The following is a 24,400-nucleotide window of genomic DNA, read 5'->3' as shown; positions in this document are numbered from 1 at the left end:
ACCACCCATCGCTCATGCTCTTGAACAACGGATCACCATGCTGAATGTGAATCGTCGAACCCTGCTGAGGGCATCTGGTGCAGCCGGGTTCTCTGCGCTGGCCGTGGCCGCAAGCGCGCAACCGGCCCACGCAGAACCCACAGACCCCGCTGCTCCGGTCCCGGATGAGCTGTACGAAAATCTGCCTGTTGAGGAACCGGACCAGGGCCCCGGCGCACGCGCCAGCGCTGGCGTGGGCGCGGTGCTCTGGGGGTCTTCTTCGGCGGATTCGTTCCGAGCAGGTGAACCCAGCGCGGTCCGCCGGATCACCATCCATGAGGAGATGACCAGACTCGGGATTCCCACCATCCGCCATGCTTTTGGTGGTTGGCGGTCACCGGCCATCTTGGCCATCCGCAGCAAGAATCACCCCATCCGGCCCAATTACAGCTTCGCCGGGGCCAACGGGGAACTGCCAGGCTCGGGCAAGATCTTCCTGCCCACCACCAACAGGATTGTCCCGGACACGGTGACCTCTCAGTTGCCGGGCACTGTCTCCGGTCAGCCGGTGAATCTGCAGTTGGTGCGTGCCCGTCTCCGTAAGGTCCAACTGACGCGCACCAGCTCCGGCGCGCCCATCACTGTGGGCAACTCTGCAGCGGGGTACTGGCGTACCGCGTGGGAGGACGCCGAACGCGGCAAAATCCACCTGCTCTGGATGGGCAAGAACAACAGCGGAGATGTCCAAGGGGTGCTCAATGACACCCGGGCGGCCTATGACGTGGAATCCGGACGCAGCATTGTGATGAGTCACTGGTTCACGTGGTGGGATCGCCTGGGAACTGTCGGCCACCCCAACATCACGGCCATCAACAATGCCTACCGGAACACGTACGGGCAGAAGTACTTTGACAGCACAGCAGCGCTGTGGGATTCCCGGTGGTGGAATGTGCCGGAAATTCGTCCGCTCAACATTGCCGGGCGCGGTGACAATGCAGAACGACGCCGGCTGGGTCTGCCGCCGCGGCCGTTCATTGCGGATGACACTTTCCACCTGAATTCCTACGGCAACCTGGTCATCGCGTACGCGTTGAACGCCAAGATCCGTGGCCTGGGCTGGGCCTGATCGGGGGAGAACATGGCTATTTACAGAGATGTCAGCGATTCCAGTATGTTCGCCTCGGAAATCACCTGGTGCTACAACACCGGGTTGCTCAGAGGCTGGCCGGATGGCACCTTTCGGCCGTTGAGCCCCGTGGCCCGTGATGCCATGGCGGTGGTCATGCACCGTATTGCAGGGCAGCCGGAGATTCGTGGCGGTGGCCCGAACTTCAGCGATGTTGCTCCTGGGCAACAATTCGCCGCAGAGATCGGTTGGGTGCAGAGCCGAGGTCTGCTCAACGGCTGGTCGGACGGCACGTTCAGGCCCCTGGCCCCTATCGCCCGCGATGCCACCTGTGCGGTGTTCTACCGCGCTGCCGGATCACCTGGCTACACACCTCCTGCAGCATCCCCGTTCCGGGACGTGCGCCCGACCCAGCAGTTCTACACGGAAATGTGCTGGGCCCAGTCCCGGGGCATCACCACCGGTTACCGGGACGGCACCATGCGTCCCACCACCTCCATCAATCGCGACGCCGTGGCGGCCTTCCTCTACCGGTTCGACCAGGCCACCGGCTGATTCGGGTCCAAACCCATACCGTTTGCCCCCGCCACTAGAATGAACTGCTGTGGCTGGGCTGATTCGACGTGAGGACATTGACGAGGTGCGGTCGCGCACTGACATCCGCGAGATCGTCGAAGGCTATGTGACCCTCAAATCGGCAGGTATCGGCTCCTACAAGGGGCTGTGTCCGTTCCACGACGAGCGCACGCCGTCGTTCCACGTCCGCCCGCAGTACGGGACGTACCACTGTTTCGGCTGCGATGAATCCGGGGACGTGATTGCTTTCCTCATGGCGTTGGAGCACACCACGTTCACGGAAACGGTGGAGCGCCTGGCCGCCCGGATCGGTTACGAACTGCATTACGAGCAGGGCCAAGGACCCGACCGGGAGGCGGTGGGTCGCCGCCAACGTCTCCTGGATGCGCACAAGGTGGCTGCTGAATATTTCCAGGCCCAGTTGCGCACTCGCGGTGCGGCGGAGGCACAGAAGTATTTGGGGGAGCGGGGGTTCACTCCGCAGGACGCCCAGGACTACGGGGTGGGTTATGCCCCCAAAGGCTGGGATCACCTGCTCAAACACCTGCGCACCCGCGGGTACAACGACGACGAACTCGAGGCCACCGGTATGTTCTCTGCCGGCAACCGTGGCCTCTATGACCGGTTCCGGGGCCGCCTGATCTTTCCCATCCGCGGCATCGGCGGTGAAGTGATCGGTTTTGGTGCCCGCAAGCTCTACGACGACGATCAAGGCCCCAAGTACCTCAACACCCCGGAGACCCAGCTCTACAAGAAGTCCCAGGTGCTGTACGGGATCGAGAAGGCCAAACGCCAGATCGCCAAGCAGCGTCAAGTGGTGGTGGTGGAGGGCTACACGGATGTGATGTCCATGCACCTGGCAGGGGTGCCCACGGCTGTGGCCACCTGCGGTACCGCCTTTGGTGCCGAACACATCAAGATCGTGCGCCGCTTCCTCTCCGACGACGGTTCCGGTGGGGAAGTGGTGTTCACGTTCGACGGCGACGCCGCCGGCCAGAAGGCCGCCCTGCGGGCGTTTGAAGAAGATCAGAAGTTCATGGCCCAGACCTTCGTGGCGGTGGAGCCCGGAGGCATGGACCCGTGTGAACTGCGCCTGGCCAAGGGGGACGCGGCTGTCCGGTCCTTGTTGAACAGCAAACAGCCGCTGTTCAAGTTCGCGATTCAAGCCACCATGAAGCGATTCGATCTGAACACGTTGGAGGGAAAGGTTCAGGCACTGCGGGCCACGGCACCCATAGTGGCCCAGATCAGGGACGTCACGTTGCGCCCGGCCTATGCACGGCAACTGGCGGGTTGGCTGGGGCTGGAGGTTGCCGACGTCGTGAATGCGGTGGAGGTGGCCGCCCGGGCGCCGCGCGGTCAGAGCCAAGGGTACGAACCTCGGTTCGAGCCACCAGTGGAGCAGCCCCAGGACGTGGCCCCGCGGTTCCAACTGCCCAACCCCCGGGATCCCATGCTGCGCGCTGAACGAGAAGCTCTGGAGGTGGTGGTTCAGGTTCCGCACCTGCTGGGTGATACGGAGTGGGAACAGTTCACGGCTGTTGAATGCGCGCATCCCGCCCACACCGCCATCCATGACGCCGTGAGTGCGGTGTACTCCGGGGCCGGTGCCCATGACGTCCAGCAGGGCAGGGCCTGGGTGGAGGCACTGACAGCAGCGGTGCCTGAGCAACTGCGTGGCTACGTGGCGGGACTGTCCATGCGAGCGTTGCCGGCATCCAACGACGTTCAACTCCAGCGGTATGCGGCAGGGGTGGTCGCCCACCTGTTCGACCGCCAGATCCACCGGCGCCAAGCCGATCTCCGTGCGCAACTGGAACGGACCGACTCCCGCGCGGAACCAGAGGCCTTCCAGGCAATCAGCCGCCAGCTCATGGAGTTGGAGGTCGAACGAAGGAAGCTGCAGGCCGACTGACCCACAGCATGTGGCCGAATTGTGCGTAGCGGATCGGGCGGGTATGATCTTCTCTCGTTGCACGCACAGCGAGCACATTCCCCCGTAGCTCAGTTGGCAGAGCATTCGACTGTTAATCGAAGTGTCACTGGTTCGAGCCCAGTCGGGGGAGCCACATGGAAGAGGGGCGGGACCAACGGAAACGTTGATCCCGCCCCTCTTGGCGTACCTGGGCAGTGCTTTGGGTCCCTGCCTGCGTTGTGGTGAGTCCTCACAGTTGTACTGACTGGTTAGCGCCAGCAATGTGGGACCAACGCTCGAGGCCCCCGACGCGCGTTCGCGCCGGGGGCCTCAAGCGTGATGGTTCACAGGTAGGTGTAGAACCCGTCCACCTGCATGGCGTTGACCGCGTGGATCATGGTGCCCTGCTGAGGGTTGAGTGCGGAGATCATCAGACCGTCACCCAGGTAGATGCCAACGTGGGAGCCGTTGTTCTGCGACACCAGGTCACCGGGCTGCGGGTTGGCGGTGGGGGTGGCCGCTGCAAACTGATCCCAGGTCACGCGGGGGATCTGGATGCCGTGCTGCGCGTAAACCCACTGGGTGAATCCGGAGCAGTCCCAGTTCTTGAAATCGGTGCCGCCCCACACGTAGTTGCCGCCCAGACCCAGCATGGAGGTCTCCACAATGGCGGAACCGGAGGTGGTGGTGCTGCCGTTCACAACGCTCTGCACGTCCACCGGGGTGGCGGTTGAGGTGCCCAGGGCGGCTTGCTGCTGCTGAGCCTGCTGAGAGGTCTGAACGGTGGTGGTGGATTCACGGTTGGTGGCTTCCGTGTCCAGGGAACTGTTGTTGGCCACGATCCCGGCGTTGTAACCGCCGTGCAGGATGGCCATGATCTCGGCGCGGGTGATGCCATCGCCTACGTAGAGGTTGCCGTCGAATGCGGGCAGAACGCCCACGCTGTTGAGCCAGTCCAGCTCCGTGTAACCCGGCGTGCGGGAGGAGATGTCCACGTACGGGGACTCGGCGGGCGCTGTGTGTGCGGGGGATCCGGCGCCGCGGTGCAAGACCTTGCCCAGGGCGGTGGCATCCACGTCGGCTTCCGGGCGGAACGTGCCGTCTGACCACCCCTTGAACAACCCCATTTGGGTGGTCCAGGCAACGGCATCCAGGTAAGCCGGATCGGTGGGGGCATCCGAGTAGCGGTTGGTGGCCACGGAGGTGTCCACGGCCGGTTCACCGGCCATGCGGTACAGAATCACGGCGAAGTCCTGACGGGTCAGGTTCTCATCCGGGCTGAAGGCGCCGTTGAGGTCGGCCTTGATGATTCCGTTCTGAGCGCCCCACTTGATGGAACCCTTGGCGTAGAAGCCCTCGGGCACGTCGTTGAAGTCGGCGGGAGCAGTCGTGGCTGCGGCCACGTTGGATGCAGCCCAGGGAGACTGGGTGTTGGTCGCCTGGGTTTCCACCGGAGTCTGCAGTGCACTGACGCCCATGGGGTTGGCCACGGGCTGGGCGGCACTGGACAGTCCCAAGGCGGAGGAACAGGCGGGCCATGCACCCCAACCTTGACCGGCCAGAACGTTCTCGGCCACAGCAATCTGCTGTTCACGGGTTGCATCCTGGGGGGCGCCCGTGCCACCAAAGGCTTCCCATGTGGACTGGGTGAACTGCAGGCCTCCGTAGAAGCCGTTACCGGTGTTGATGGACCAGTTGCCGCTGGATTCGCACTGGGCCAGTGCGTCCCAATCGGATTCGGGAGCTGCAGCGGCAGGGGTGACGCCGGCTGCGGCAATGGCACCGCCACCGACAGCCACGGTGACGGCAGCACTGAGAAAACGGGGGTTCTTCATCCGTGTTTGCTTCCTGGTGGGAGACAAGTGTGAGAGGACCAAGGTTTTCCGCTCACAACTGGGCCCAGGCATGGCGAAGCACGCTGAAGGCAGCAAAAAGTGGTCGGCAAATGATCCACGGGGAAGCGTGAGAACCGGACCAGGGGAAGAACTGTCACGGTTCCATAACGGTGCAACGATAATGGACTTGTCACAAAAGTTGCAAGACGGTATCTGCAGAATCATGCATTCTGTGTGGTGATCCGTCTCACCAGCGGTGATGGTCGGCATCAGCTGGTGTGTGTAACCCGGGGTGTTGTCCGCGGCACCGGGCGCGATTTTTTCATCAGCCCGGTGATACTTTGGAGACTGAGCAAAAAGCAACTGTCAGGTTGCTGCTGATCGAAGACTTTACGGAGGCAGGAATGTCCATGTCCGTTGATGCGCAAACGGGCCACGCCACTGACAACGGATCCACACGGTCCGATCACGTTGGCGCAGCCAAGGCAGCGCGTTCATCACAAGCCGGTGCAGCATCGCTGCCGGATGTAGTCAAAGTGTTCGGCAAGCTGTTGCCGCGCCAGATCCAGGATGAACTGGCCCTTGCCAAGCTGGAGCTCAAGGACAAGGGGATCAAGGCCGGTAAGGGTGTTGCCCTGATCGTGGTGGGCCTGGTCTTCCTGTTGTTGGCCACCATCGCACTGGTGGTGGCCGCCGTGGCCGGCCTGGCTCAGGTCATGCCGCTCTGGCTCTCAGCCCTGATTGTTGCCGCGTTCTTCCTGCTGGTTCTGATTGTTCTGGCGGCCGTGGGTGCCTTGATGATCAAGAGCGCCATGCCGTTGAACCCGGTCCGTGCCGTGCGCGGTCTGAAGTACGACCTCGGCGTGGTCAAGGAAGGCTCGGCCTACACCGAGGCCCGCGTGCGCCGCGAAGAGGCCGAGGCCAAGGAACGCAAGGTGCAGGAGAAGAAGGAGCAGAAGGCTCAGTCCTCCAACCAGCCACCGGCACCGTCCGAGTCGCAGTTGCGTCAGCGCCTCAGTGTTCGCCGCGAGAAGCTCAAGGAGCTGCGCGATGACGCCGAGAGCCGCAAGAACCACGTGCAGACCTCCGCCGTGGGTTTTGTGGACCGCACCCGCACCACGGTCTCAGGAGCCAGCTTGAAGGCTTCCTCCACTGCCGAGCAGGTGGGTGAGCGCGTTGGTCCCTTGGCCGTTGCCGCTGCCGCCGGAACCGCCTTCCTGGTGTTCCTGGTCAAGTTGATCCGTCGCTCGCGCTGAGCCTGGAATCGTCACGACGATGGCGCCGGTGAGCGTCGTCGTTGACAGAGGAAGTCCCCGGGAGTCCACAGGCTCCCGGGGACTTTTCCGTGTTGGGGCATGCATTCCCAGCTTGTCCCCATACCATTGCCACGGTTGGCCCAACCGGCCATGACATGGCCCAGGCCGTGAATCCAAAGCCATCGAGTGAAAGGTCCGGAGGCCACTGCATGCCGTTGATCGCCGTAGGCCTGGCCATTCTCTCCGCTGTGGGGTTGGCCGGTGGAACGCATCTTCAGTCGGTGGCGGTGGTCAGCCGTAGCGATGGCAAACTCTCCTGGAGTCAATTCCGCCATGTGCTGCGTTCTCCACGGTGGACCGCGGGTCTGGTGCTGTTGGGGCTGGGCACGGTGTTCAACGTGGCGGCCCTCAGCATGGCGCCTGTGACTGTGGTCCAGCCCATTGGCGTGTTGGGTCTTGTGATCACCACGGTGTTGCATTCACGCCACGTCAAGATCCCCATCAATGCCGCCACGTGGCGGGCCATCGGCCTGTGCATGGGCGGGGCCACGGTGTTCGTGCTGACCGCCGTGCGGGTCACGGATCCGGCCTTGACCATTGCAGACAGCGCCTCTGACGTGGTGACTTATCTTCTGGCGGCAGTGATTGCCGTGGTGTGCCTGGGCATGCTGTTTCTCAGTGACCACCAGAAGGCGCTGTTCTATCTGTTTGCAGCCGGCACCCTGTACGGATTTGTTGCCGTTCAGGTCAAAGTGGTTTCCGTCCAGTTGCGTACCGGCGCCGGTGCCTGGTGGCAGAACGTTGAAGTGGACAACGTGATCGGTTTGCTGATTGCCGCAGCTCTGGGTGGCTGGTTGGTGCAAAGCGCATACGCGGCCGGGCCTCCGGAGCTGGTCATGGCCGGGCTCACGGTGGTGGACCCCATGGTGGGTGTGGTCCTGGGGCTCAGCGTGTTGGGAGAAGCCGGAGAGAACTTTGGCCCGGTCTCCGCCTTGATGCTTGCAGCCAGTGGCGCGGTGTCCGTGGCGGGCGTGCGCCTTCTCTCCAGGCATCACCCAGAAGTTCTTGTAAAAATGGCTGCCGCCCGTGCGCCCAAGACAGGCGAACTCGGGATCATCCCCAAGGCACCCGCCCCCCGTTCCGCTCATCACCAGGAAGACTGAACCTCAGTGCCGCAACTCGTCCCGGAGCATGACTCGCAGCCTGAACTGACCCCAGATCCTCGGGGACACATTCGAGATGACTACCGGCTCCCTCCTGAACCAGCACCAGATGCTGGGGTGGGGACCCAGCAAGCGGCGCAGCCCCTTACGGTGCTGGTGGTGGCGGAGACCTATCCGCCGGACATCAACGGCTCCTCGCAATTCTCCAGGCGCTTGGCGCAGGCGATGGCCGGTCGCGGGCACAACGTTCACGTGGCTGCACCGCGCCCCAGCCGTGGTCGATCGATCCGGCGGATGGACGGGCGAGTGACCGAACACCGGTTGCGCTCGCACACCGCATTCACCTACACCACGTTCAACCTGTGCCTGCCGTGGGAAGTCAGCGGTCAGATCAAACAGATCTTGGACGATCTCCGCCCGGACGTGGTGCACATCGAGTGCCACTACATCCTGGGTCGCCTATTCGCCCGGGAAGCCCAGCGCCGGGGCATCCGCTTGATCGGCACCAACCACTTCATCCCGGAGAACATTGAGCAGTACATACCGCTGCCAAATCTGATCCGCCGGATCTACCGGCGCATCTCCTGGCGGGACATGGCAGGTGTGTTCCGCCGGTGCGACGTCGTGACCGCCCCCACCCCCTTGGCTGTGGAATCCATGAAGGACAACGGGTTCACCTTCCCCGTCTATGCGCTCTCCAACGGGATTGCGGCGGAGAACTACCAACTGCGGGCAGGGGAGAACCTCAAGCCGCGGGAGCATCCCACCATCTTGTTCGTGGGGCGCCTGGACCCGGAAAAACACGTCGACGTCCTGATTCGTGCCCTGGCCCGGATCAAGGATCAAACGGATGCGGTTCTGGAAGTGGTGGGCCAAGGTGGTGAGTACGACTCCCTGGCGGAGCTGGCCAGAAGCCTGGGGGTTGAACACCGGGTTGTTTTCCGGGGCTTCCTCTCAGACGAGGACCTGCGTCGCAGCTACCTCACCGCGGACATTTTTTCCCAACCAGGAACGGCCGAACTGCAATCCCTGGTGACCTTGGAGGCCATGGCGGCTTCCCGTCCCGTTCTGCTCGCTGATGCCCGTGCGCTGCCGCACCTTGTGGAGTCCGGGGTCAACGGGTGGCTGTTTCCCCCGGGCGACGACGCCGTGGTGGCTGATCGTCTGTTGCACTTCCTTTCCCTGCCTGCGCATGAGCGCAGCGCCATGGGCAACGCCAGCCGAAAGCTGGTGGAACAACACAGTTTTGGTGCCACCGTTGAGGGCTTCGAGCGCATGTACCGCCGGGCGGATCCTGAGCGACTCCTGGCGAACTGGCCGATGCTGGATGAGCCTGAGACTCCGCTAGGCTAGGGGCCGTTGTGTCCGGGGCGCGTCGTTGGCACGCTCGGGAGACTCCAGGGGCGATAGCTCAGCTGGTCAGAGCAGAGGACTCATAATCCTTTGGTCGTGGGTTCAAGCCCCACTCGCCCTACCCAGATCACGGCCACGATCACCACCGCAGCTGCGGTTGCGCTGATTCCGGGATAGTCCATCAATCCCATGGCAGGACCGGCCAGTGCGCTGCCGAGTGCTCCGGCCAGGGACATGGTGGCATCGGAGAAACCTTGGGCCGGGACTCGCTGCGAGGGTGTGAGGGAATCCACCAACAGGGTGGAGCCGCCAATGGTGGCTGCAGACCATCCCACGCCCAACAGAATCAGCCCCGCCGTGACCATCCCCATGTGGTGGGCGCCGAATCCCGTGAGGGCCACGGAGGCCAGCAGAGTCACGTGCCCCGCAAGGATGGTCCACTGAGCGCCCACGGTGTCCACCAGCCATCCCATGACGGGGGAGAGCGCATACATCCCGGCAATGTGCAAGGAGATGGTGAAGCCGATCAACGCGATGGTGTCCGGATGGTGGGCGGCATCGCCCACCTGATGCTCCATGTGCAGCGGCGTGATGGACATGACCGCCACCATCACGCAGTGGGCTGCAACCACTGAGACCACGGCGGCCGTGGCTCGTGGCCGACGGCGCACGATCGCGGCGCCGGCAGCCCAGCCGCCACGGGCTCGGGTGCCGGAGTGGCCGGTCAATTGTTGGCGTGCCAGCAGGGGATCGGGCCGCAGTCCCACCCCGATGATGCACACGCCGATCAACATGCCCGCCGCTGAGATCAGGAACGGCCCGGCCTGCGGAGGTATCCCCAGATGGTTTCCCAATGCGGCACCGGGGCCCACCATGTTGGGACCAGCCACGGCACCGATGGTGATGGCCCACACCACCAACGACAGGTGGCGGCCCCGCCGCTGTGGTGGGGCCATGTCCGTGACCGCAAAGCGCGCCTGGAGATTGGCGGCAAAGGCCAACCCCACCAGGAATGCTCCAGCCAACAGGACGGCAAAGGCCTGCACCACAGTTGCGGTCACCATCAGCAACGTGCCCACAGTGGCAGCGGCCAGCCCGGTCAACAGGGCCCATCGGCGCCCTCGTCTGACGGCCAGTCCGGCCAGCGGCATGGCAGTGACGGCCGTACCCAAGGTCATGGCGGTGTTCACGGTGCCTGCCCAGACTTCGGAACCGGAGAGCTCCACGGCAAGGATCGAGCCCAGCGCCAAGGTGGACCCTGACCCCAGGGCGGAGAAGATCTGCGCCACGGCAAGGGTTCGGACCACGTGTCCTTGCGGAAACGATTCAGGGGTCAGCGCCTCGGGGGCACCGGATGGTGATCTCACGCAGCAGTCCGATAGTGAGGCAGGGGGCCGTCACGGCCGGGGATGTGCTGAAAATACCCCAGAAACCCCGCCGGGTATATTGTGAAGCCACATTCTGAACACCAGGAGGAACCGTGCAGCTACGCCCGGATGAGATGACACCGGTGATCAATCGTCTCAAGCGCGCCCAAGGGCAGCTGGCTGCTGTGACGCGGATGTTGCAGGAAGGCCAGGACTGCAAGGACGTGGTGACCCAGCTGGCAGCTGTGTCCAAGGCATTGGACCGGGCAGGATTTGTGATCATCGCCTCCGGACTGCAGCAGTGCATCAATGACCCGGATGAGTCCTTGGATCAGAAAGAGTTGGAAAAACTGTTCCTGTCATTGGCCTGAATCCCACGTTCACTGGGGCACGGGCAGCAGGACCGAGGGTAGGAACGCCCCGATGAACTGCAATGGGTTGACGTAGTCCTCACCCAAGCGAACACCCCAGTGCACGCAGGCGCGGACGGAGAACACGCAGTGGTTGCCGTTCTCCAACACACCGATCACCTGCCCTTTGCGCACGCGGTCTCCGCGTTTGAGGTCACTGTCCACCGGTTCAAAACTGGATCGCAGACCATCCCCGTGGTCGATGGTGATGGTGTTGCGATCCACCACGGTTCCCACATGAGTGACCTTGCCGTCCGCTGGCGCCCGCACCTGCCCGTTCCAATCGACGGTGAGATCCACACCCCGGTGCCCGGACAGCCACCGTTCGGCCGGCGGCTGGAAGTCCTTGGCCACCTTGGGGGCACCACCGGTGGGGGACTCCCACTGCCCGCGGTGTTTGGCCAGGACGGAGTCATTGCTCACGGTGCCTGCCACTGTCACGACGCCGGTTGGCGGGCCGGCCGTTGCTGCTGTTGGACTGAGAACAGAGATGATCAGCAAGGCAGCAGCCAAGTACCTGGCAGTACGTCCAGATGTGCGGCCCGGTGGCGTGTTCTGGGGTGATGCGTTTCTCATGCACCCACGGTGCTCCTTGAAAATCGGTGCCACCAGATCAGCACCCGTGCTGTGGACAGGGAACGCGGACGAAGCGCACGGTGATCACCCCTGTGGAGTCGCGGGCGCTCGCCGTCGTCCACAGCACCTGCAAAGCCCGTCCTCCGAACCTGAACTGGCGAACCCGAACTTGCGAACCCCATCCTGCGAGGCGCCCGTGCCGTCGCAGATGCCACCGCTGTAGTACAGTTGGTTGCCGCAGTGTCTGAACTGTGCGGTTCATCGTGCCCAGGTTCCGGTGGAAGAGATTCTCCTCCACGGGAGCGTGGACCACGCGGATCGTTTCAGGGCGCAGATGCTGACTACGCGCGCGTCGTCGTCGTGAACACGGGGATCACCAGCAGGTGATCCTGTGAACCCGACCCGCTTGCCACGGTCCCGACCTCCCCATGGAGTGCGGGTGGTCAGCGGAAACCGTCCTGAGCCTCGGGGCGGTGGCCATGACGTGCCAGGGGTCCTTCCGCCGGAAGCGACCGACAACCACACAACCGTGTTCCGTTTCCCCGGACCAGGGGTGCGCGAGCACATTGCACCAAGGAGAACTGACCATGTCAGTCGTCACCATGCGCCAGCTGCTGGACAGCGGCGTGCACTTCGGCCACCAGACACGCCGCTGGAACCCGAAGATGAAGCGCTTCATCCTCACCGAGCGCAACGGCATCTACATCATCGACCTCCAGAACTCGCTGTCCTACATCGACCGCGCGTTCGAGGCCGTCAAAAACACCGTGGCACACGGTGGCACCATCCTGTTCGTGGGTACCAAGAAGCAGGCCCAGGAGGCCATTGCCGAGCAGGCCACCCGCGTGAACATGCCCTACGTCAACCACCGCTGGCTCGGCGGCATGTTGACCAACTTCCAGACCGTCTCCAAGCGGATTGACCGCATGAAGGAGCTGGAGCAGATCGACTTCGAGGACGTCGCAGGCTCGCAGTACACCAAGAAGGAACTGCTGCTGCTGCGCCGCGAGAAGGAGAAGCTGGAGCGTACCCTGGGCGGTATCCGCAACCTCTCCAAGACCCCTTCCATGCTCTGGATCGTGGACACCAAGAAGGAGCACCTGGCGATAGATGAAGCCCAGAAGCTGGGCATCCCCGTCGTCGCCATCCTGGACACCAACTGCGATCCGGACGAGGTCACCTTCCCGATCCCGGGCAACGACGACGCCATCCGCTCCGTCAACCTGCTGACCCGCGTGGTTGCCGACGCCGTGGCCGAGGGCCTGCTGGCCCGCTCCGGCAAGGGCGGCTCCGAAGGTGCTGCCGAGGAGCCCATGGCCGAGTGGGAGCGCGAGCTGCTGGAACAGCACAACGCTGAGAAGGCTGCTGCCGAGGCGGAGACCACCGCCGAGGCCGTGGAAGCCGTTGAGGCCACCGAGGCCTCCGAGGAAGCTGCCGAGACCGCTGAGGTCGTCTCCGAGGCAACCTCCGCCGAGTGATTCACCCCCGTCACTGCCTCCCTGCCCGTCACCGACCGTGACCGGGCGGGGAGGCATTCGGGGATCACGGGATGTGGCAACACGTCCCCTGCCGTTCAACTTTTCTTCGTCTCGATGCCGCATCATGCAGCGTGAGACGCCCGTGGGTCGGCCAAGAGCCGGCCTCGGGAACGAACGAACAAGGAGCTGACACATGGCGAACTACACCGCCAAGGACATCAAGGAACTGCGCGAGCGCACCGGCGCCGGCATGCTCGACGTCAAGAAGGCATTGGACGAGGCCGACGGCGATCAGCAGAAGGCCCTGGAGATCATCCGCGTGAAGGGCCTCAAGGGCGTCACCAAGCGTGAAGGCCGCACCACCGCTGAAGGCATCGTGGTGGGCCGCATCCAGGGCGGCAAGGGCTACCTGGTTGAGGTCAACTCCGAGACCGACTTTGTGGCTAAGGCCGATCCCTTCATCGCTTTCGGCGAGAAGGTCATGGACGCTGCCGTCGCGGGCGACGTCGCCGACCTGGACACCCTGCTGGCCACCGAGATCGACGGCCAGAAGGTCTCCGACCTGGTGACTGAGACCGGCGCGCTGCTGGGCGAGAAGGTTGTGGTTCGCCGCATCGCTCGCGTCGAGGGTCAGAACGTTGAGCTCTACCTGCACCGCACCTCCAAGGACCTCCCCGCTCAGGTGGGCGTTCTGCTGGCCGTTGACGGTGAGAACGTCACCGAGGCTGCTCACGACGTCGCCGTGCACATTGCCGCCATGTCCCCGTCCTTCCTCTCCCGTGAGGAAGTTCCGTCGGAAACCGTTGCCAACGAGCAGCGCGTGGCAGAGGAGACTGCAAAGGCTGAAGGCAAGCCGGAGAAGATCCTGCCCAAGATCGTGGAAGGCCGCATGAACGGCTTCTACAAGGAGTCCGTGCTGGTGGACCAGGACTTTGCCAAGGATTCCAAGGTTTCCGTGGGCAAGTTCCTGGAGGACAACGGCGCCACCGCCACCGGTTTCGCCCGCTTCCGCGTGGGTTCCTGATCTCAAGATCCGAGACACAAAAACAACCACCACGGCGCTCACTGAGGTGAGACCCTGAGGTTGTTCTCCCGACACCCCGCCGACCCGCACAGGTCGGCGGGGTGTGGTCATCTGATGTGGGGTTTGCCAGAGGCGATGTTCGGTGCTGGTCAGCTGTGCTGCCCGCTATGCTGAACCACGTGTGCCCGGGGCGGGCAGCTGCACCTGACCTGCCGCCACCGCGGCCCTTGACCGTTGGACCACCGTTGGGAGCATCCATGCCGACCTCCACCCCTTCCGAAATCAAGGACGACGCCCTGCGTGCCAGCAGGTCGGGGGAGTCGAGCCACCCACGACGCCGCATCCTCCTGAAGCTTTCGGGTGAGGTTTTCGGTGGAGGCAAGGTGGGTCTGGACACCTCAGTGGTTCGGGACATCGCCGAGCAGATTGCCGCCACGGTGGGCACGGTTGAAACCTCGATCGTGGTGGGAGGCGGCAACTTCTTCCGCGGCGCCGAGCTGTCCACCGCCGGCATGGACCGCTCACGGGCCGACTACATGGGCATGCTGGGAACGGTCATGAACTGCCTGGCCTTGCAGGACTTCTTGGAACAGTGCGGCGTGGACACCCGTGTGCAGTCGGCCATCTCCATGGAGCAGGTGGCTGAGGCCTACATTCCGCGCCGGGCCATCCGTCACATGGAAAAAGACCGCGTGGTGATCTTTGGTGCCGGTGCCGGTCTGCCCTACTTCTCCACGGACACCGTGGCCGCCCAGCGTGCTCTGGAAGTCAATGCTGATGAGGTCCTGGTGGGCAAGAACGGTGTGGACGGCGTCTACACGGATGACCCCAAGACCAACCCGGAAGCCAAGAAGTTGGACACCCTGACCTACGACGACGCCCTGACGCAGAACATCCGGGTCATGGATCAGACCGCGTTCTCCCTGTGCCGGGACAACAACGTGACCATGCGCGTGTTCGGCATGCAGGAACCGGGCAACGTGACTCGCGCGGTGCTGGGTGAAGACCTGGGCACACTGATCAGCGTGTGACGCAAGGCTGTGGGATCACACAGCTGGGGCCGCGGACGCCGGTAGACTTGATGCCAGTGTCCGCGGCCGCTGCGTGTCTGAAGCACATGCCACTGGCCACCTGATCGACCAACACAGAGACTCGGCCACAGGTTGAGTGTCATCAGAAGGAGTTTTCACGTGATCTCTGAGATCCAATCCGACGTCGAAACCCGTATGGGCAAGGCAGTGGACAACGCCTCCGAGGAGTTCGCTGCCATCCGCACGGGCCGCGCCAACCCGTCCCTGTTCTCCAACCTGTTGGTGGACTACTACGGCGCACCCACCCCGCTGCAGCAGCTGGCCTCCTTCCAGAACCCTGAGGCACGCACACTGCTCATCACCCCGTACGACCGATCCGCGCTGGGGGACATCGAAAAGGCTCTGCGTGACTCCGACATCGGTGCCAACCCGGCCAATGACGGCAACGTGATCCGCGTCGTCATGCCCGAGCTCACCGAGGAGCGGCGCAAGGAATACGTCAAGATCGTCCACGCCAAGGCAGAGGAAGCACGTGTTTCTGTGCGCAACGTGCGCCGCCATGCCAAGGACTCGATCGAGAAGCTGGTCAAGGACGGCGAGATCGGCGAGGACGAGGGCAAGCGTGCCGAGAAGGACCTGGATGCCGAAACCAAGAAGCACGTGGACCACATTGACGTCATGCTCAAGAACAAGGAAGCTGAGCTGCTTCAGGTCTGATGCCGTCCGTCAAGAACGCCGCTGAAACACCCCCTGCACCACCCAAACAGTCGCGTGCCGGGCGGGACCTGCCCGCCGCCATCGGGGTGGCTGTGGTGCTACTGGCTGCCCTGGGCATCGGACTGTTCGTCTACCCGCCCGTGGTGGCACTGCTTGCCGGTGCGGCCGCCGCATTGGGCGTGTACGAGGTCTGCCGTGCCCTGGCCCATGCCGGCATCAAGATCCCCGTGATACCTGCCGTGGCGGGCGCGGTGATCATGCCGGTGGCAGCCTTCTTCGGCGGTGCCGAGGCCCTGATCATCGCCACCACATTGGTGTCCTTGGTGGTGATCACCGTTCGGGTGTTCGGTCCCAAACAAGGCATGGTCCTCTCCGTGATGGGCTCCCTGTTTGCACTGACCTGGGTGGCACTGTGTTTGTCCTTGCTGGTCCTGTTGTTCCAGACGGAGCAGGGGGTTGCCAAGGTGCTGATCGTGATCTTGATGGCGGTCGGCAATGACACGTTCGGTTACTTCGCCGGGGTCCTGTTCGGCAAGCACCCCATGGCTTCGCGGATCAGCCCCAAGAAGACCTGGGAGGGCTTTGCCGGCTCCATGGTCGGTTCCATGGTGCTGGCCTCCCTCCTGGTAGCACTGCTGCTGGGGGACCCCTGGTGGCACGGCCTGGTGCTGGCATTCTTCCTGGTGTGGGTTGCTGCCCTGGGTGATTTTGCCGAATCCATGGTCAAACGTGAGATCGGCGTCAAGGACATGGGCACTCTGCTGCCCGGTCACGGTGGAGTGATGGACCGGGTTGATTCCATCGTGTTCGTGGCCCCCGTGGGCTATGTGGTGTTCGAGCTGCTGCGGGTCCTGCAGGGCTGAGTGTGGTGCGCCTGTGATGCTCACGTGGTCCCGCTGAAGGTGGTTGAGGAGTCCCCAAATGACAGATAACCCGGAGGCCCGGGGCAGCACCCCCAATGGGGGCGTTGCGCCCGCAGGCAAGCGGTTCGACCGCGTCGAAGGCCGCCATTGGGGATACTCCCCGGACGACGTCGACGACTACTTCAGTCGCGTGGAAGCTGCCATCAAGGCCCCGCGCGGCCAGGATGCCCCTGAGTTCACTAGCTGTACTGACCGGGCACGTTGATCAATCGTGAGGAGGGCGGCTGGTTGCCGCACGCGGTATGCGGACGATGTTCGTTGTACTGGTGCAGCCAGTCCGGCAGGGCGTCACGTCGTTCTTGCTCGCTGGTGTAGCAGCGGGCGTACGCCCACCCGTCGGCCATGGTCCGGTGGAAGCGCTCCACTTTTCCGTTGGTCTGCGGCCGGTACGGACGGGTCCGCTTCGGGGTGATCGATAGGGCCTCGCAGGTGTCGCGCCACAGGTGTGACCGGTATGCCCCGCCGTTGTCAGACAGCACCCGTTCGATGGTGACGCCGCGGTTTGCGAACCACTCGACCGCCCGGTGCAGGACGGCGACGGCGGTGATGGCAGTCTCGTCGTCGTGGACCTCGGTGTACGCGACGCGGGAGTGGTCGTCGATGACGGTGTGCACAAACGCGTACCCAAGCTTTGGGTTGTGCCACTTGTTCTTCGGCTTCCCGGGCGTGGCGGCGCGGTTGCGTTCGCCTTGGAGTCGGCCGACATAGCGCCAGCCGCCGCCGTCGGGGATATTCCCGAGCTTCTTCACGTCCACGTGCACCAGCGAGCCGGGATGGGGGTGTTCGTACCGGCGGATCGGCTCGCCGGTGGCACGGTCGACGTAGGACAGCCGGTTGAGGCGTGCCGTCGTGAGGATTCGGTGCACCGTCGATGGTGCGATGCCGAGTCGAGCGGCGAGCTGAACTGGGCCTTCGCGCAACCGCATTCGCAGGCTGACGCACCGCTTGGTCACCGTCTTCGGGGTCTTGTTCGGCGACACCCTCGGGCGCGAAGACCGGTCTTCCATGGACTCACCGGCGAGGTAGCGGTCGACCCACCGCTTCACCGTCGGCCAGGACACCTGGAAGCGGGCAGCAATCTCGCTGATCGGCCACCCGTCCTCGACGACGAGGCGAGCGACCTTCAGGCGGTGGCGGGGTGTCAGGGCGGCGTTCTTGTGGCTCATGGGGGCTTTCGGAACGGGATGAAGGGGGACAGCGCAGTGGCTGTCCCCCTTCATCGGCGAGGAGGAACCTAGGAGGCGAGAGCGGCGGTGGCGATCGCCTTGCCCAGATCCTCGGGGCGGCTCCACATCGGCCAGTGACCAGTAGGCAGGTCGATGAACTGGACGTCGATCAGGTCGTTGACGGCGGCGAACATAGGGTGTCGTGCCTGGGCCAGCTCAAGGACCTGGCTGGACGGCAGGGAGCAGCAGATCAGAGTGGTCGGCACGCCGTAGCGCCGATCATTGTTCAAAGAGACCGAGGCGCGGGCGACACCTGCAGGCTCGGGGACAGCGCGGGCGCGGAAGGTCTTGAGCTGTCCTTCGCTAAGCCCTTCGAGGCTGGCCTGCTGACCGAGCGTGTCAAAGTCAGGCAGCGGGAGCTCCTCGATGTCTTGCGGGAGCTCCGGCGCGAAGGCTGCTCCGTCCGTCATGGGCCCGGAATCGACCCAGATGACCCGGCGGAGCAGCTGCGGGATCCTGTCCGTGACAGTGCTTACCGCGGCGTTGGCGCCGCTGTGCCCCACGAGAACGACGTCGCCGCCGGCCTGTTCGACAAGGGCCTGGAGGGCATTGACCTGCTCCTGCAGAGTGGCGTTCTTCCGGTTGGGATCTTGCTCGTCGAGGCCCGGCGGAGTGACGGCCTCGACGTCGAGCCCGTGCTCCTTCAGGGCGGGCACTACGTCATCCCAGGCCCAGGCGCCCAGCCAGTAGCCGGGAACGAGGATGACGTGCGGTTGGTCCGTTGCGTTCGATGTCATGTGCTCGATGCTGACAGGGCTCCTGGACAACGGAGTGGCACTATTTGTGACATGAATGTGGCGATGGTTCCCTGATGAAGCGTTCGGAACGCCTCCACGCACTGTCGGAGGCGCTCAGGCGCGGCGGGAAGCGTGGGAGGAGCGCGGAGGGACTGGCCCGTGAGTTCGGGGTGTCTGTCCGGACGATTAAAAGAGACCTGGCGGCACTCGAAGCATCCGGAGTGCCGCTGTGGTCCCGCCCTGGCCCAGGCGGAGGGTACGGGATCGTAGAAGGTGGTTCCCTGCCGCCGGTCGCATTGTCACCGGCTCAGGCCTTGGCACTGCTGGCAGCGGTCAAGGCCGCACCCGATGCGCCGTACTCCGATCTCGCTACAGCCGCCGTCCGCAAGATCGTGGATGTCCTCGACCCGCGCACTCGGGAGAAAGTAAGCGAGCTCGCGCAGCGAGTCTGGGTCGACTCGCCCCCCAGCACCTCTCGATCCGTCCGCTCGACCTGCGAACAGGCCATGACAGATCAACGGGTGCTGCGCATCGACTTCGTCTCCGCCGCTGGCGAGCACACCCGTCGCGACGTCGAGCCCATTCTGTTCGCCGGCACCCGTGGTAGCTGGTACCTCATCGGGTGGTGTCGACTGCGCGGTGCTGTGCGGTGGTTCTCTCTCGACCGCATTCGCAAAGCTACGCTCACGCGCCATCCATGCTCGGGCCACACCGTCGACGAGATCGGCACACCACCGGACACCGCCGCCAGCGTCGCCTTGGACTGAACTCGATCGGGTCAATCAACGTCTCAGGGCAGTACAACTAGCCGTGACCTGAGAGCAGCAGTCTTCGGGCGCGCCCGTGGTGGCTATCAGCCGGCGGTGGTGGATGCTGCCATGGATCAGCTCGAGGACACCCTGGCCCGGCGAGAGAACCGGGATTACATCGACTCTCACGGGCGCCAGGCCTGGGAGGAGCAGGTCGGAGCCCTGTCGGATCTGATCTTCGGTCGCTTGGAACGCGCCGACGGGCACCGCTTCCGCCGTCCATCAGGGTCCAGTTCACGCGGGTACGCCGTCGTCGACGTCGACGCTCTGTGCGACGCCGTGGTTGAGGAGCTGAGCACGGCGGAATCCGTGCACCCGGACCGGGTGCGGTCGGCCGTTTTTGGGCCCGCAGTGGGGGAGCGGGCCTACGAGGAACAGCAGGTGGATGCGTTCCTGGACAAGCTCGTGGAGCTGCTGCTGGCGCTCCGCTGAGACAAGATTTTTGCACCTGTCTAAAAACAGCGTTTGTACTTGTGAAAGCAAGTGCAGGCGCTGTTTTCGGTGCAACACGGGTGGCATCTGGGGTGAACAGTGGTTGGTGCACGGCAAACATGCGGTTAATATGAGCGAGTCCACACTGTGACACCTGTCACGTAAAGCTCGTTACGAGAGGTCTCCCGTGTCAGAGCATCCCTCAGTGGCCGAACCAACGGCCCAGGACTTCCAGGCAGCGCAAAGCTCCCCGGAGTTCCAATCTCTGCGATCCACGCACCGCAAATTCGTGGTTCCCATGACCATCTTCTTCCTGGTCTGGTTCCTGCTGTACGTGCTTCTCTCCATCTACGCCACGGACTTCATGTCCACTCCGGTGATCGGCAACGTGAACCTGGGCATCATCCTTGGCCTGCTTCAGTTCGTCACAACCTTCGGCATCACAGGCCTCTACGTCGCTTTCGCGAACAAGAGCCTGGATCCCAAGGCAGAGCAACTGCGTGAAGCCCTGGAGGCCGGCGACTACGCCGCAATCCACGGTGGCTCCAACGGCGCTCATTCAAGCAAGGGGGCTTGATTCATGAACGTAATGCTTCCCGCCGCAGAGACCAGCGAAACCGTTGGCACCCCGTGGCTGAACATGCTGATCTTCGGAGCGTTCGTCGCTGTGACCATGGTGGTCGTGCTGCGAGCCTCCAAGCACACATCCACGGCCGCTGACTACTACGCGGGTGGACGTTCCTTCTCCGGAACCCAGAACGGCCTGGCCATTGCAGGTGACTACCTCTCCGCGGCGTCCTTCCTGGGCATCGTGGGCGCCATTGCCCTGCAGGGGTACGACGGGTTCTTGTACTCCATCGGCTTCCTGGTGGCCTGGCTGGTTGCACTGCTGCTCATCGCCGAGCCGCTGCGAAACACCGGCAAGTTCACCATGGCGGATGTGCTCTCCTTCCGTCTGCGTCAGCGCCCGGTCCGCATTGCTGCGGCCACCTCCACACTGTGCGTGACCTTCTTCTACTTGCTGGCACAGATGGCCGGCGCCGGCGCGTTGGTCTCCCTGCTGATGGGCATCTCCTCCAGCTTGGGCCAGTCCCTGGTGATCATCGTCGTCGGTGCGCTGATGATCGCCTACGTGCTGATCGGCGGCATGAAGGGCACCACCTGGGTGCAGATCATCAAGGCTGTGCTGCTGATGACCGGTGTGGGTGTCATGACCATCTGGGCTCTGGGCATGTTCGGCTTCAACTTCTCCGCCATGCTGGGCGAAGCAGTCAACGTGGTGAACCGTTCAGGTGCTGACATGGACGGCCAGAAGCTTCTGGAGCCGGGTCTGCGCTACGGCCTGAACGAATGGACCAAGCTGGACTTCATCTCCCTGGGCATGGCCATGGTCTTTGGCGCCGCCGGTCTGCCGCACGTGCTCATGCGCTTCTACACGGTTCCCACCGCCAAGGAAGCCCGCAAGTCCGTGGTGTGGGCCATCTCCCTGATCGGTCTGTTCTACCTGTTCACCCTGGTGCTGGGCTTTGCCGCCGCCGCCCTGATCGGCAGCGAACGCATCCTGGCAGCTCCGGGTGGCGTGAACTCTGCAGCTCCGTTGCTGGCCTTTGAGCTGGGTGGTTCGGTGCTGCTGGGTATCATCGCCGCCGTGGCCTTCGCCACCATCCTGGCCGTTGTGGCCGGTCTGGCGATCACCGCATCCGCATCCTTTGCTCACGACATCTACTCGAACGTGATCAAGAAGGGTAAGTCCAGCGGCAAGGAGGAACTGCGCGTTGCCAAGCTGACCGTTGTGGTGATCGGTGTGGTCTCCATCCTGGGCGGCATTGGCGCCCAGGGTCAGAACGTGGCCTTCCTGGTGGCGCTGGCATTCGCCGTGGCTGCCTCGGCCAACCTGCCCACCATCCTGTACTCCCTGTACTGGCGCGGGTTCACCACCCGCGGTGCGGTGTGGTCCATGTACGGCGGTCTGATCATCTCCATCGGTCTGATCATGTTCTCCCCGGTCATGTCCGGTGCAGAGACCTCCATGATCCAGGGTGTGGACTTCTCCTGGTTCCCGCTGTCCAACCCGGGTCTGGTCTCCATCCCCGCGTCCTTCCTGTTGGGCTTCATCGGTTCCAAGACCGATTCCTACAAGGAGAGCGTGGAGAAGCAGGCCGAGATGGAGGTTCGCTCCATGACCGGTGTGGGTGCTGAGGCTCCTGTCCAGCACTGATCGCGGATCCCTTCCACCACGGATCCCAGATCCGATCCAGTGGTGATCGCGAATCCCACACGCCGGGGGATGTGAAATTCCGTCCAACGGGAGACTCACATCGAGCGGTTCGCCAAGGGCCCCTGTCAGAGTCCGGTTTCGCCGGTTCTGGCGGGGGCCTACGGCGTCCATTGGCGCCGTATCATGGTCTGGATCGTGAGAGAACTCTCATGCAGCTGCCCGAATTTTCGGCAGGGGTCTTGTAATCTTTACTTTAACCGTCAGCTGTCAGCATGCTGTCGGACCGTCCCCCTCCAGCCCCACTGTCACAGTTGGGGCCACCAACGGAAAGAGAAATTCTCATGGCCATCATTGGTTGGATCGTTTTGGGCTTGATCGCCGGCGCACTGGCAAAACTCATCATGCCGGGTAACCAGGGTGGTGGCATCATCGTCACCATGCTGCTGGGCATCGTCGGCGCCGTCCTCGGCGGCTTCCTGTTCTCCGCAATCTCCGGTCAGGGCATCAACGAGAGCGGCTGGGTCATGTCCCTGGTCATCGCTACCGTTGGCGCGCTGGTTGTGCTCTTCATCTGGGGCCTCATCACCGGTCGTCGCGGCGGCGCTCGTCGCTGATTCCTCCGGGATCAGTAGCTAGACACGACCAAACCCGGCCCTCCCTCGGACTGCTTCGCTTGACGTCCGCTTCGGGAGGGCCGGGTTTTGTCGTATCCACACCCATGCCCAGTGACGTCCGCCTCGGGATGGGTGGGCGTCGTCGGGTGTTCCGGGGCTGGCCCATACTGGGAGTATGAACGCGAGCGCACCTGAAGACACGCACATCTCCCGGTCACCGTGGGCGGAACTCCTCAAGGCTGCGCCCCGCACAATCAGCATCCTGGGGTCCACCGGTTCCATCGGCACTCAGGCCTTGGACGTGGTGCGCCAAGCTGCCGAGGACAGTGGGCGTCAGGTGTTCCGCGTGGTGGCCCTGGCCGCCGGCATCTCCAACCTGGAGCTTTTGGCACAACAGGCCGTGGCAACTCGCGCGCAGTTGGTAGCCACCAGTGGCAACGCTGAGGACGCTGCACACCTCACCGAACTGATCACCCAGCTCCAGGCAGCAACCGAGGGAGTCACCTCCGACGGCAAGGATGGTACGGAAGGTGAGTACCACCCCGTCGTCGTTCACGGACCGGAGGCCGCAACGCAAGCCGCAGCCCATGAGGAAGCCGATCTGGTGCTCAACGGGATCACCGGGTCCATCGGCCTGGCGCCCACCCTTGCTGCCTTGAAAGCGGACAAATTGCTGGCGCTGGCCAACAAGGAATCGCTGATTGCCGGCGGTGCCCTGATTCACCAGGCGGTCGCCGCATCCAAGCATGAGGAACCGTTGATCCCGGTCGACTCGGAGCACTCCGCTCTGGCTCAGGCGTTGCGCTCTGGTACGCCGGATGAAGTTGACCGGCTCATTCTCACCGCCTCTGGTGGACCGTTCCGGGGGCGCTCCCGTGACGAGCTTGCGGAGGTCACCCCGGCAGACGCGTTAGCACACCCCACGTGGGACATGGGCCTGATGGTCACCACCAACTCCGCCACCATGGTCAACAAGGCGCTGGAGGTGTTGGAAGCCCATCTGTTGTTCGGGGTGCCGCTGGAGAAGATCGACGTGGTGGTCCACCCGCAGTCCGTGGTGCACTCCATGGTCCAGTTCACGGACGGGTCCACACTGGCCCAGGCCTCTCCGCCGGACATGCGGCTGCCCATCGCTCTGGGTCTGGGGTGGCCGCACCGCGTGCCGGGGGCCGCAACACCGTGCGATTGGTCGCAGGCCACCTCCTGGACCTTTGAACCGTTGGACCCGGTGGCTTTCCCCGCCGTGGAGCTGATCAAGAAAGCTGCAGCCAAGTCCGCCACCACACCGGCGGTGTTCAACGCAGCCAATGAACAAGCGGTGTTGGCCTTCCACTCGGGACGGATCGGCTTCACGCAGATTGTTGACACCGTGACGCAGGTGGTGGAGGAACACGTCCCTGCAGATGAACTGAGCGTGGACTCCGTGCTGGAGGCAGAGCGTTGGGCTCGGTCCCGCGCGGACCAGATCCTGGGCGACTGAGCTCCCCCTCCCCGCCGAGTAGGCCTTTTGATCGCCCCTGAATGGGTCAGCAGCGATCAAACGGCCTACTCGGCGGGAGGGGGAGGGTGCTTCTATGGTTTTCGTCAAGCGGCTAGGGCCACGGTGGGCGGGGTGGGTTCTTGGTAGAAAGATCC

The 24,400-nt window shown here is 63.8% G+C and carries 24 protein-coding genes, 2 tRNA genes and 1 pseudogene; 22 read left to right on the top strand and 5 right to left on the bottom strand.

The window, feature by feature from the left end:
* Positions 1 to 37 precede the first annotated feature (37 nt).
* From GTW58_RS08305 to GTW58_RS08290, 4 genes are all read left to right on the top strand, one after another.
* Positions 38 to 1,105: a hypothetical protein gene (locus GTW58_RS08305; protein ID WP_119932003.1), complete on the top strand. Its 1,068-nt coding sequence runs from the start codon at positions 38 to 40 to the stop codon at positions 1,103 to 1,105.
* 12 nt (positions 1,106 to 1,117) lie between these two features.
* Entirely contained in the window at positions 1,118 to 1,660 is a 543-nt protein-coding gene (locus GTW58_RS08300; protein WP_081994349.1) for an S-layer homology domain-containing protein, read from the top strand.
* A 49-nt stretch (positions 1,661 to 1,709) separates the two neighbouring features.
* Positions 1,710 to 3,596 (top strand): DNA primase, encoded by a 1,887-nt coding sequence (dnaG, locus tag GTW58_RS08295; protein ID WP_119932002.1) that lies wholly within the window; start codon positions 1,710 to 1,712, stop codon positions 3,594 to 3,596.
* 78 nt (positions 3,597 to 3,674) lie between these two features.
* Positions 3,675 to 3,750, top strand: a tRNA-Asn gene (locus GTW58_RS08290).
* A gap of 190 nt (positions 3,751 to 3,940) precedes the next feature.
* Here the strand turns inward: GTW58_RS08290 and GTW58_RS15110 are convergent.
* Positions 3,941 to 5,431 (bottom strand): transglycosylase family protein, encoded by a 1,491-nt coding sequence (locus GTW58_RS15110; protein WP_370448249.1) that lies wholly within the window; start codon positions 5,429 to 5,431, stop codon positions 3,941 to 3,943.
* Between the two features lie 410 nt (positions 5,432 to 5,841).
* Here GTW58_RS15110 and GTW58_RS08265 point away from each other — a divergent pair, with 410 nt between their 5' ends.
* The 4 genes from GTW58_RS08265 (at position 5,842) to GTW58_RS08250 (ending at position 9,324) form a co-directional block, all read left to right on the top strand.
* On the top strand, positions 5,842 to 6,687 hold the full coding sequence (locus GTW58_RS08265) for a phage holin family protein (protein ID WP_232817888.1): 846 nt from the start codon (positions 5,842 to 5,844) through the stop codon (positions 6,685 to 6,687).
* 209 nt (positions 6,688 to 6,896) lie between these two features.
* Positions 6,897 to 7,850 (top strand): DMT family transporter, encoded by a 954-nt coding sequence (locus GTW58_RS08260; protein WP_157980394.1) that lies wholly within the window; start codon positions 6,897 to 6,899, stop codon positions 7,848 to 7,850.
* Between the two features lie 117 nt (positions 7,851 to 7,967).
* A complete protein-coding gene (locus GTW58_RS08255) occupies positions 7,968 to 9,203 on the top strand; it encodes a glycosyltransferase (RefSeq protein ID WP_119931999.1) in 1,236 nt (411 codons plus the stop codon).
* Between the two features lie 47 nt (positions 9,204 to 9,250).
* Positions 9,251 to 9,324, top strand: a tRNA-Ile gene (locus GTW58_RS08250).
* Here GTW58_RS08250 and GTW58_RS08245 read toward each other — a convergent pair.
* Positions 9,284 to 10,492: an MFS transporter gene (locus GTW58_RS08245; RefSeq protein ID WP_232817903.1), complete on the bottom strand. Its 1,209-nt coding sequence runs from the start codon at positions 10,490 to 10,492 to the stop codon at positions 9,284 to 9,286. The genes GTW58_RS08250 and GTW58_RS08245 overlap by 41 nt on opposite strands.
* Before the next feature lie 191 nt (positions 10,493 to 10,683).
* Here GTW58_RS08245 and GTW58_RS08240 point away from each other — a divergent pair, with 191 nt between their 5' ends.
* The gene (locus GTW58_RS08240) at positions 10,684 to 10,941 is read left to right on the top strand and encodes a metal-sensitive transcriptional regulator (RefSeq protein ID WP_047688229.1); all 258 of its coding nucleotides are present in this window, start codon (positions 10,684 to 10,686) and stop codon (positions 10,939 to 10,941) included.
* 9 nt (positions 10,942 to 10,950) lie between these two features.
* On the opposite strand, the gene GTW58_RS08235 is transcribed toward GTW58_RS08240, so the two are convergent.
* Complete coding sequence (locus GTW58_RS08235) at positions 10,951 to 11,556, bottom strand: M23 family metallopeptidase (protein ID WP_081993516.1); 606 nt, start codon at positions 11,554 to 11,556, stop codon at positions 10,951 to 10,953.
* Between the two features lie 587 nt (positions 11,557 to 12,143).
* On the opposite strand from GTW58_RS08235, the gene rpsB reads away from it, so the two are divergent.
* The 6 genes from rpsB (at position 12,144) to GTW58_RS08205 (ending at position 16,934) form a co-directional block, all read left to right on the top strand.
* Positions 12,144 to 13,034, top strand: coding sequence for a 30S ribosomal protein S2 (gene rpsB / locus GTW58_RS08230; RefSeq protein ID WP_119931998.1), 891 nt, complete (start codon positions 12,144 to 12,146; stop codon positions 13,032 to 13,034).
* A 193-nt stretch (positions 13,035 to 13,227) separates the two neighbouring features.
* Positions 13,228 to 14,058: a translation elongation factor Ts gene (gene tsf, locus GTW58_RS08225; protein WP_047688235.1), complete on the top strand. Its 831-nt coding sequence runs from the start codon at positions 13,228 to 13,230 to the stop codon at positions 14,056 to 14,058.
* A gap of 257 nt (positions 14,059 to 14,315) precedes the next feature.
* Complete coding sequence (pyrH, locus tag GTW58_RS08220; protein WP_119931997.1) at positions 14,316 to 15,089, top strand: UMP kinase; 774 nt, start codon at positions 14,316 to 14,318, stop codon at positions 15,087 to 15,089.
* Positions 15,090 to 15,284: 195 nt separating this feature from the next.
* On the top strand, positions 15,285 to 15,806 hold the full coding sequence (gene frr / locus GTW58_RS08215; RefSeq protein ID WP_209436450.1) for a ribosome recycling factor: 522 nt from the start codon (positions 15,285 to 15,287) through the stop codon (positions 15,804 to 15,806).
* Entirely contained in the window at positions 15,806 to 16,669 is an 864-nt protein-coding gene (locus GTW58_RS08210) for a phosphatidate cytidylyltransferase (protein WP_119931995.1), read from the top strand. The genes frr and GTW58_RS08210 overlap by 1 nt, the downstream gene beginning before the upstream one ends.
* Positions 16,670 to 16,727: 58 nt before the next feature.
* Complete coding sequence (locus GTW58_RS08205; RefSeq protein ID WP_119931994.1) at positions 16,728 to 16,934, top strand: hypothetical protein; 207 nt, start codon at positions 16,728 to 16,730, stop codon at positions 16,932 to 16,934.
* Here GTW58_RS08205 and GTW58_RS08200 read toward each other — a convergent pair.
* Complete coding sequence (locus GTW58_RS08200) at positions 16,909 to 17,895, bottom strand: IS481 family transposase (RefSeq protein ID WP_119932089.1); 987 nt, start codon at positions 17,893 to 17,895, stop codon at positions 16,909 to 16,911. The genes GTW58_RS08205 and GTW58_RS08200 overlap by 26 nt on opposite strands.
* Before the next feature lie 68 nt (positions 17,896 to 17,963).
* The gene (locus GTW58_RS08195) at positions 17,964 to 18,692 is read right to left on the bottom strand and encodes an alpha/beta fold hydrolase (protein WP_119931993.1); all 729 of its coding nucleotides are present in this window, start codon (positions 18,690 to 18,692) and stop codon (positions 17,964 to 17,966) included.
* A 74-nt stretch (positions 18,693 to 18,766) separates the two neighbouring features.
* On the opposite strand from GTW58_RS08195, the pseudogene GTW58_RS15105 reads away from it, so the two are divergent.
* The 7 genes and pseudogenes from GTW58_RS15105 to dxr all read left to right on the top strand — a co-directional run.
* Positions 18,767 to 18,940, top strand: a pseudogene (locus GTW58_RS15105) (HTH domain-containing protein); the annotation flags it as partial.
* Positions 18,941 to 19,006: 66 nt separating this feature from the next.
* The gene (locus GTW58_RS08190; protein WP_370448253.1) at positions 19,007 to 19,459 is read left to right on the top strand and encodes a helix-turn-helix transcriptional regulator; all 453 of its coding nucleotides are present in this window, start codon (positions 19,007 to 19,009) and stop codon (positions 19,457 to 19,459) included.
* A 48-nt stretch (positions 19,460 to 19,507) separates the two neighbouring features.
* Complete coding sequence (locus GTW58_RS08185) at positions 19,508 to 19,933, top strand: DivIVA domain-containing protein (RefSeq protein WP_157980407.1); 426 nt, start codon at positions 19,508 to 19,510, stop codon at positions 19,931 to 19,933.
* 205 nt (positions 19,934 to 20,138) lie between these two features.
* The gene (locus GTW58_RS08180) at positions 20,139 to 20,510 is read left to right on the top strand and encodes a DUF485 domain-containing protein (RefSeq protein WP_232817887.1); all 372 of its coding nucleotides are present in this window, start codon (positions 20,139 to 20,141) and stop codon (positions 20,508 to 20,510) included.
* A 3-nt stretch (positions 20,511 to 20,513) separates the two neighbouring features.
* On the top strand, positions 20,514 to 22,151 hold the full coding sequence (locus GTW58_RS08175; protein ID WP_119931989.1) for a solute symporter family protein: 1,638 nt from the start codon (positions 20,514 to 20,516) through the stop codon (positions 22,149 to 22,151).
* 341 nt (positions 22,152 to 22,492) lie between these two features.
* Entirely contained in the window at positions 22,493 to 22,765 is a 273-nt protein-coding gene (locus tag GTW58_RS08170; RefSeq protein WP_119931988.1) for a GlsB/YeaQ/YmgE family stress response membrane protein, read from the top strand.
* A 175-nt stretch (positions 22,766 to 22,940) separates the two neighbouring features.
* Positions 22,941 to 24,245 (top strand): 1-deoxy-D-xylulose-5-phosphate reductoisomerase, encoded by a 1,305-nt coding sequence (gene dxr / locus GTW58_RS08165; RefSeq protein WP_119931987.1) that lies wholly within the window; start codon positions 22,941 to 22,943, stop codon positions 24,243 to 24,245.
* Positions 24,246 to 24,400: the final 155 nt, after the last annotated feature.

It is taken from the genome of Kocuria subflava (genome assembly GCF_012163155.1).
Classification (GTDB): domain Bacteria; phylum Actinomycetota; class Actinomycetes; order Actinomycetales; family Micrococcaceae; genus Kocuria; species Kocuria subflava.
The sequence above is the reverse complement of the archived record's forward strand: the minus strand, read 5'-3'. Positions and strand labels throughout refer to the sequence as shown.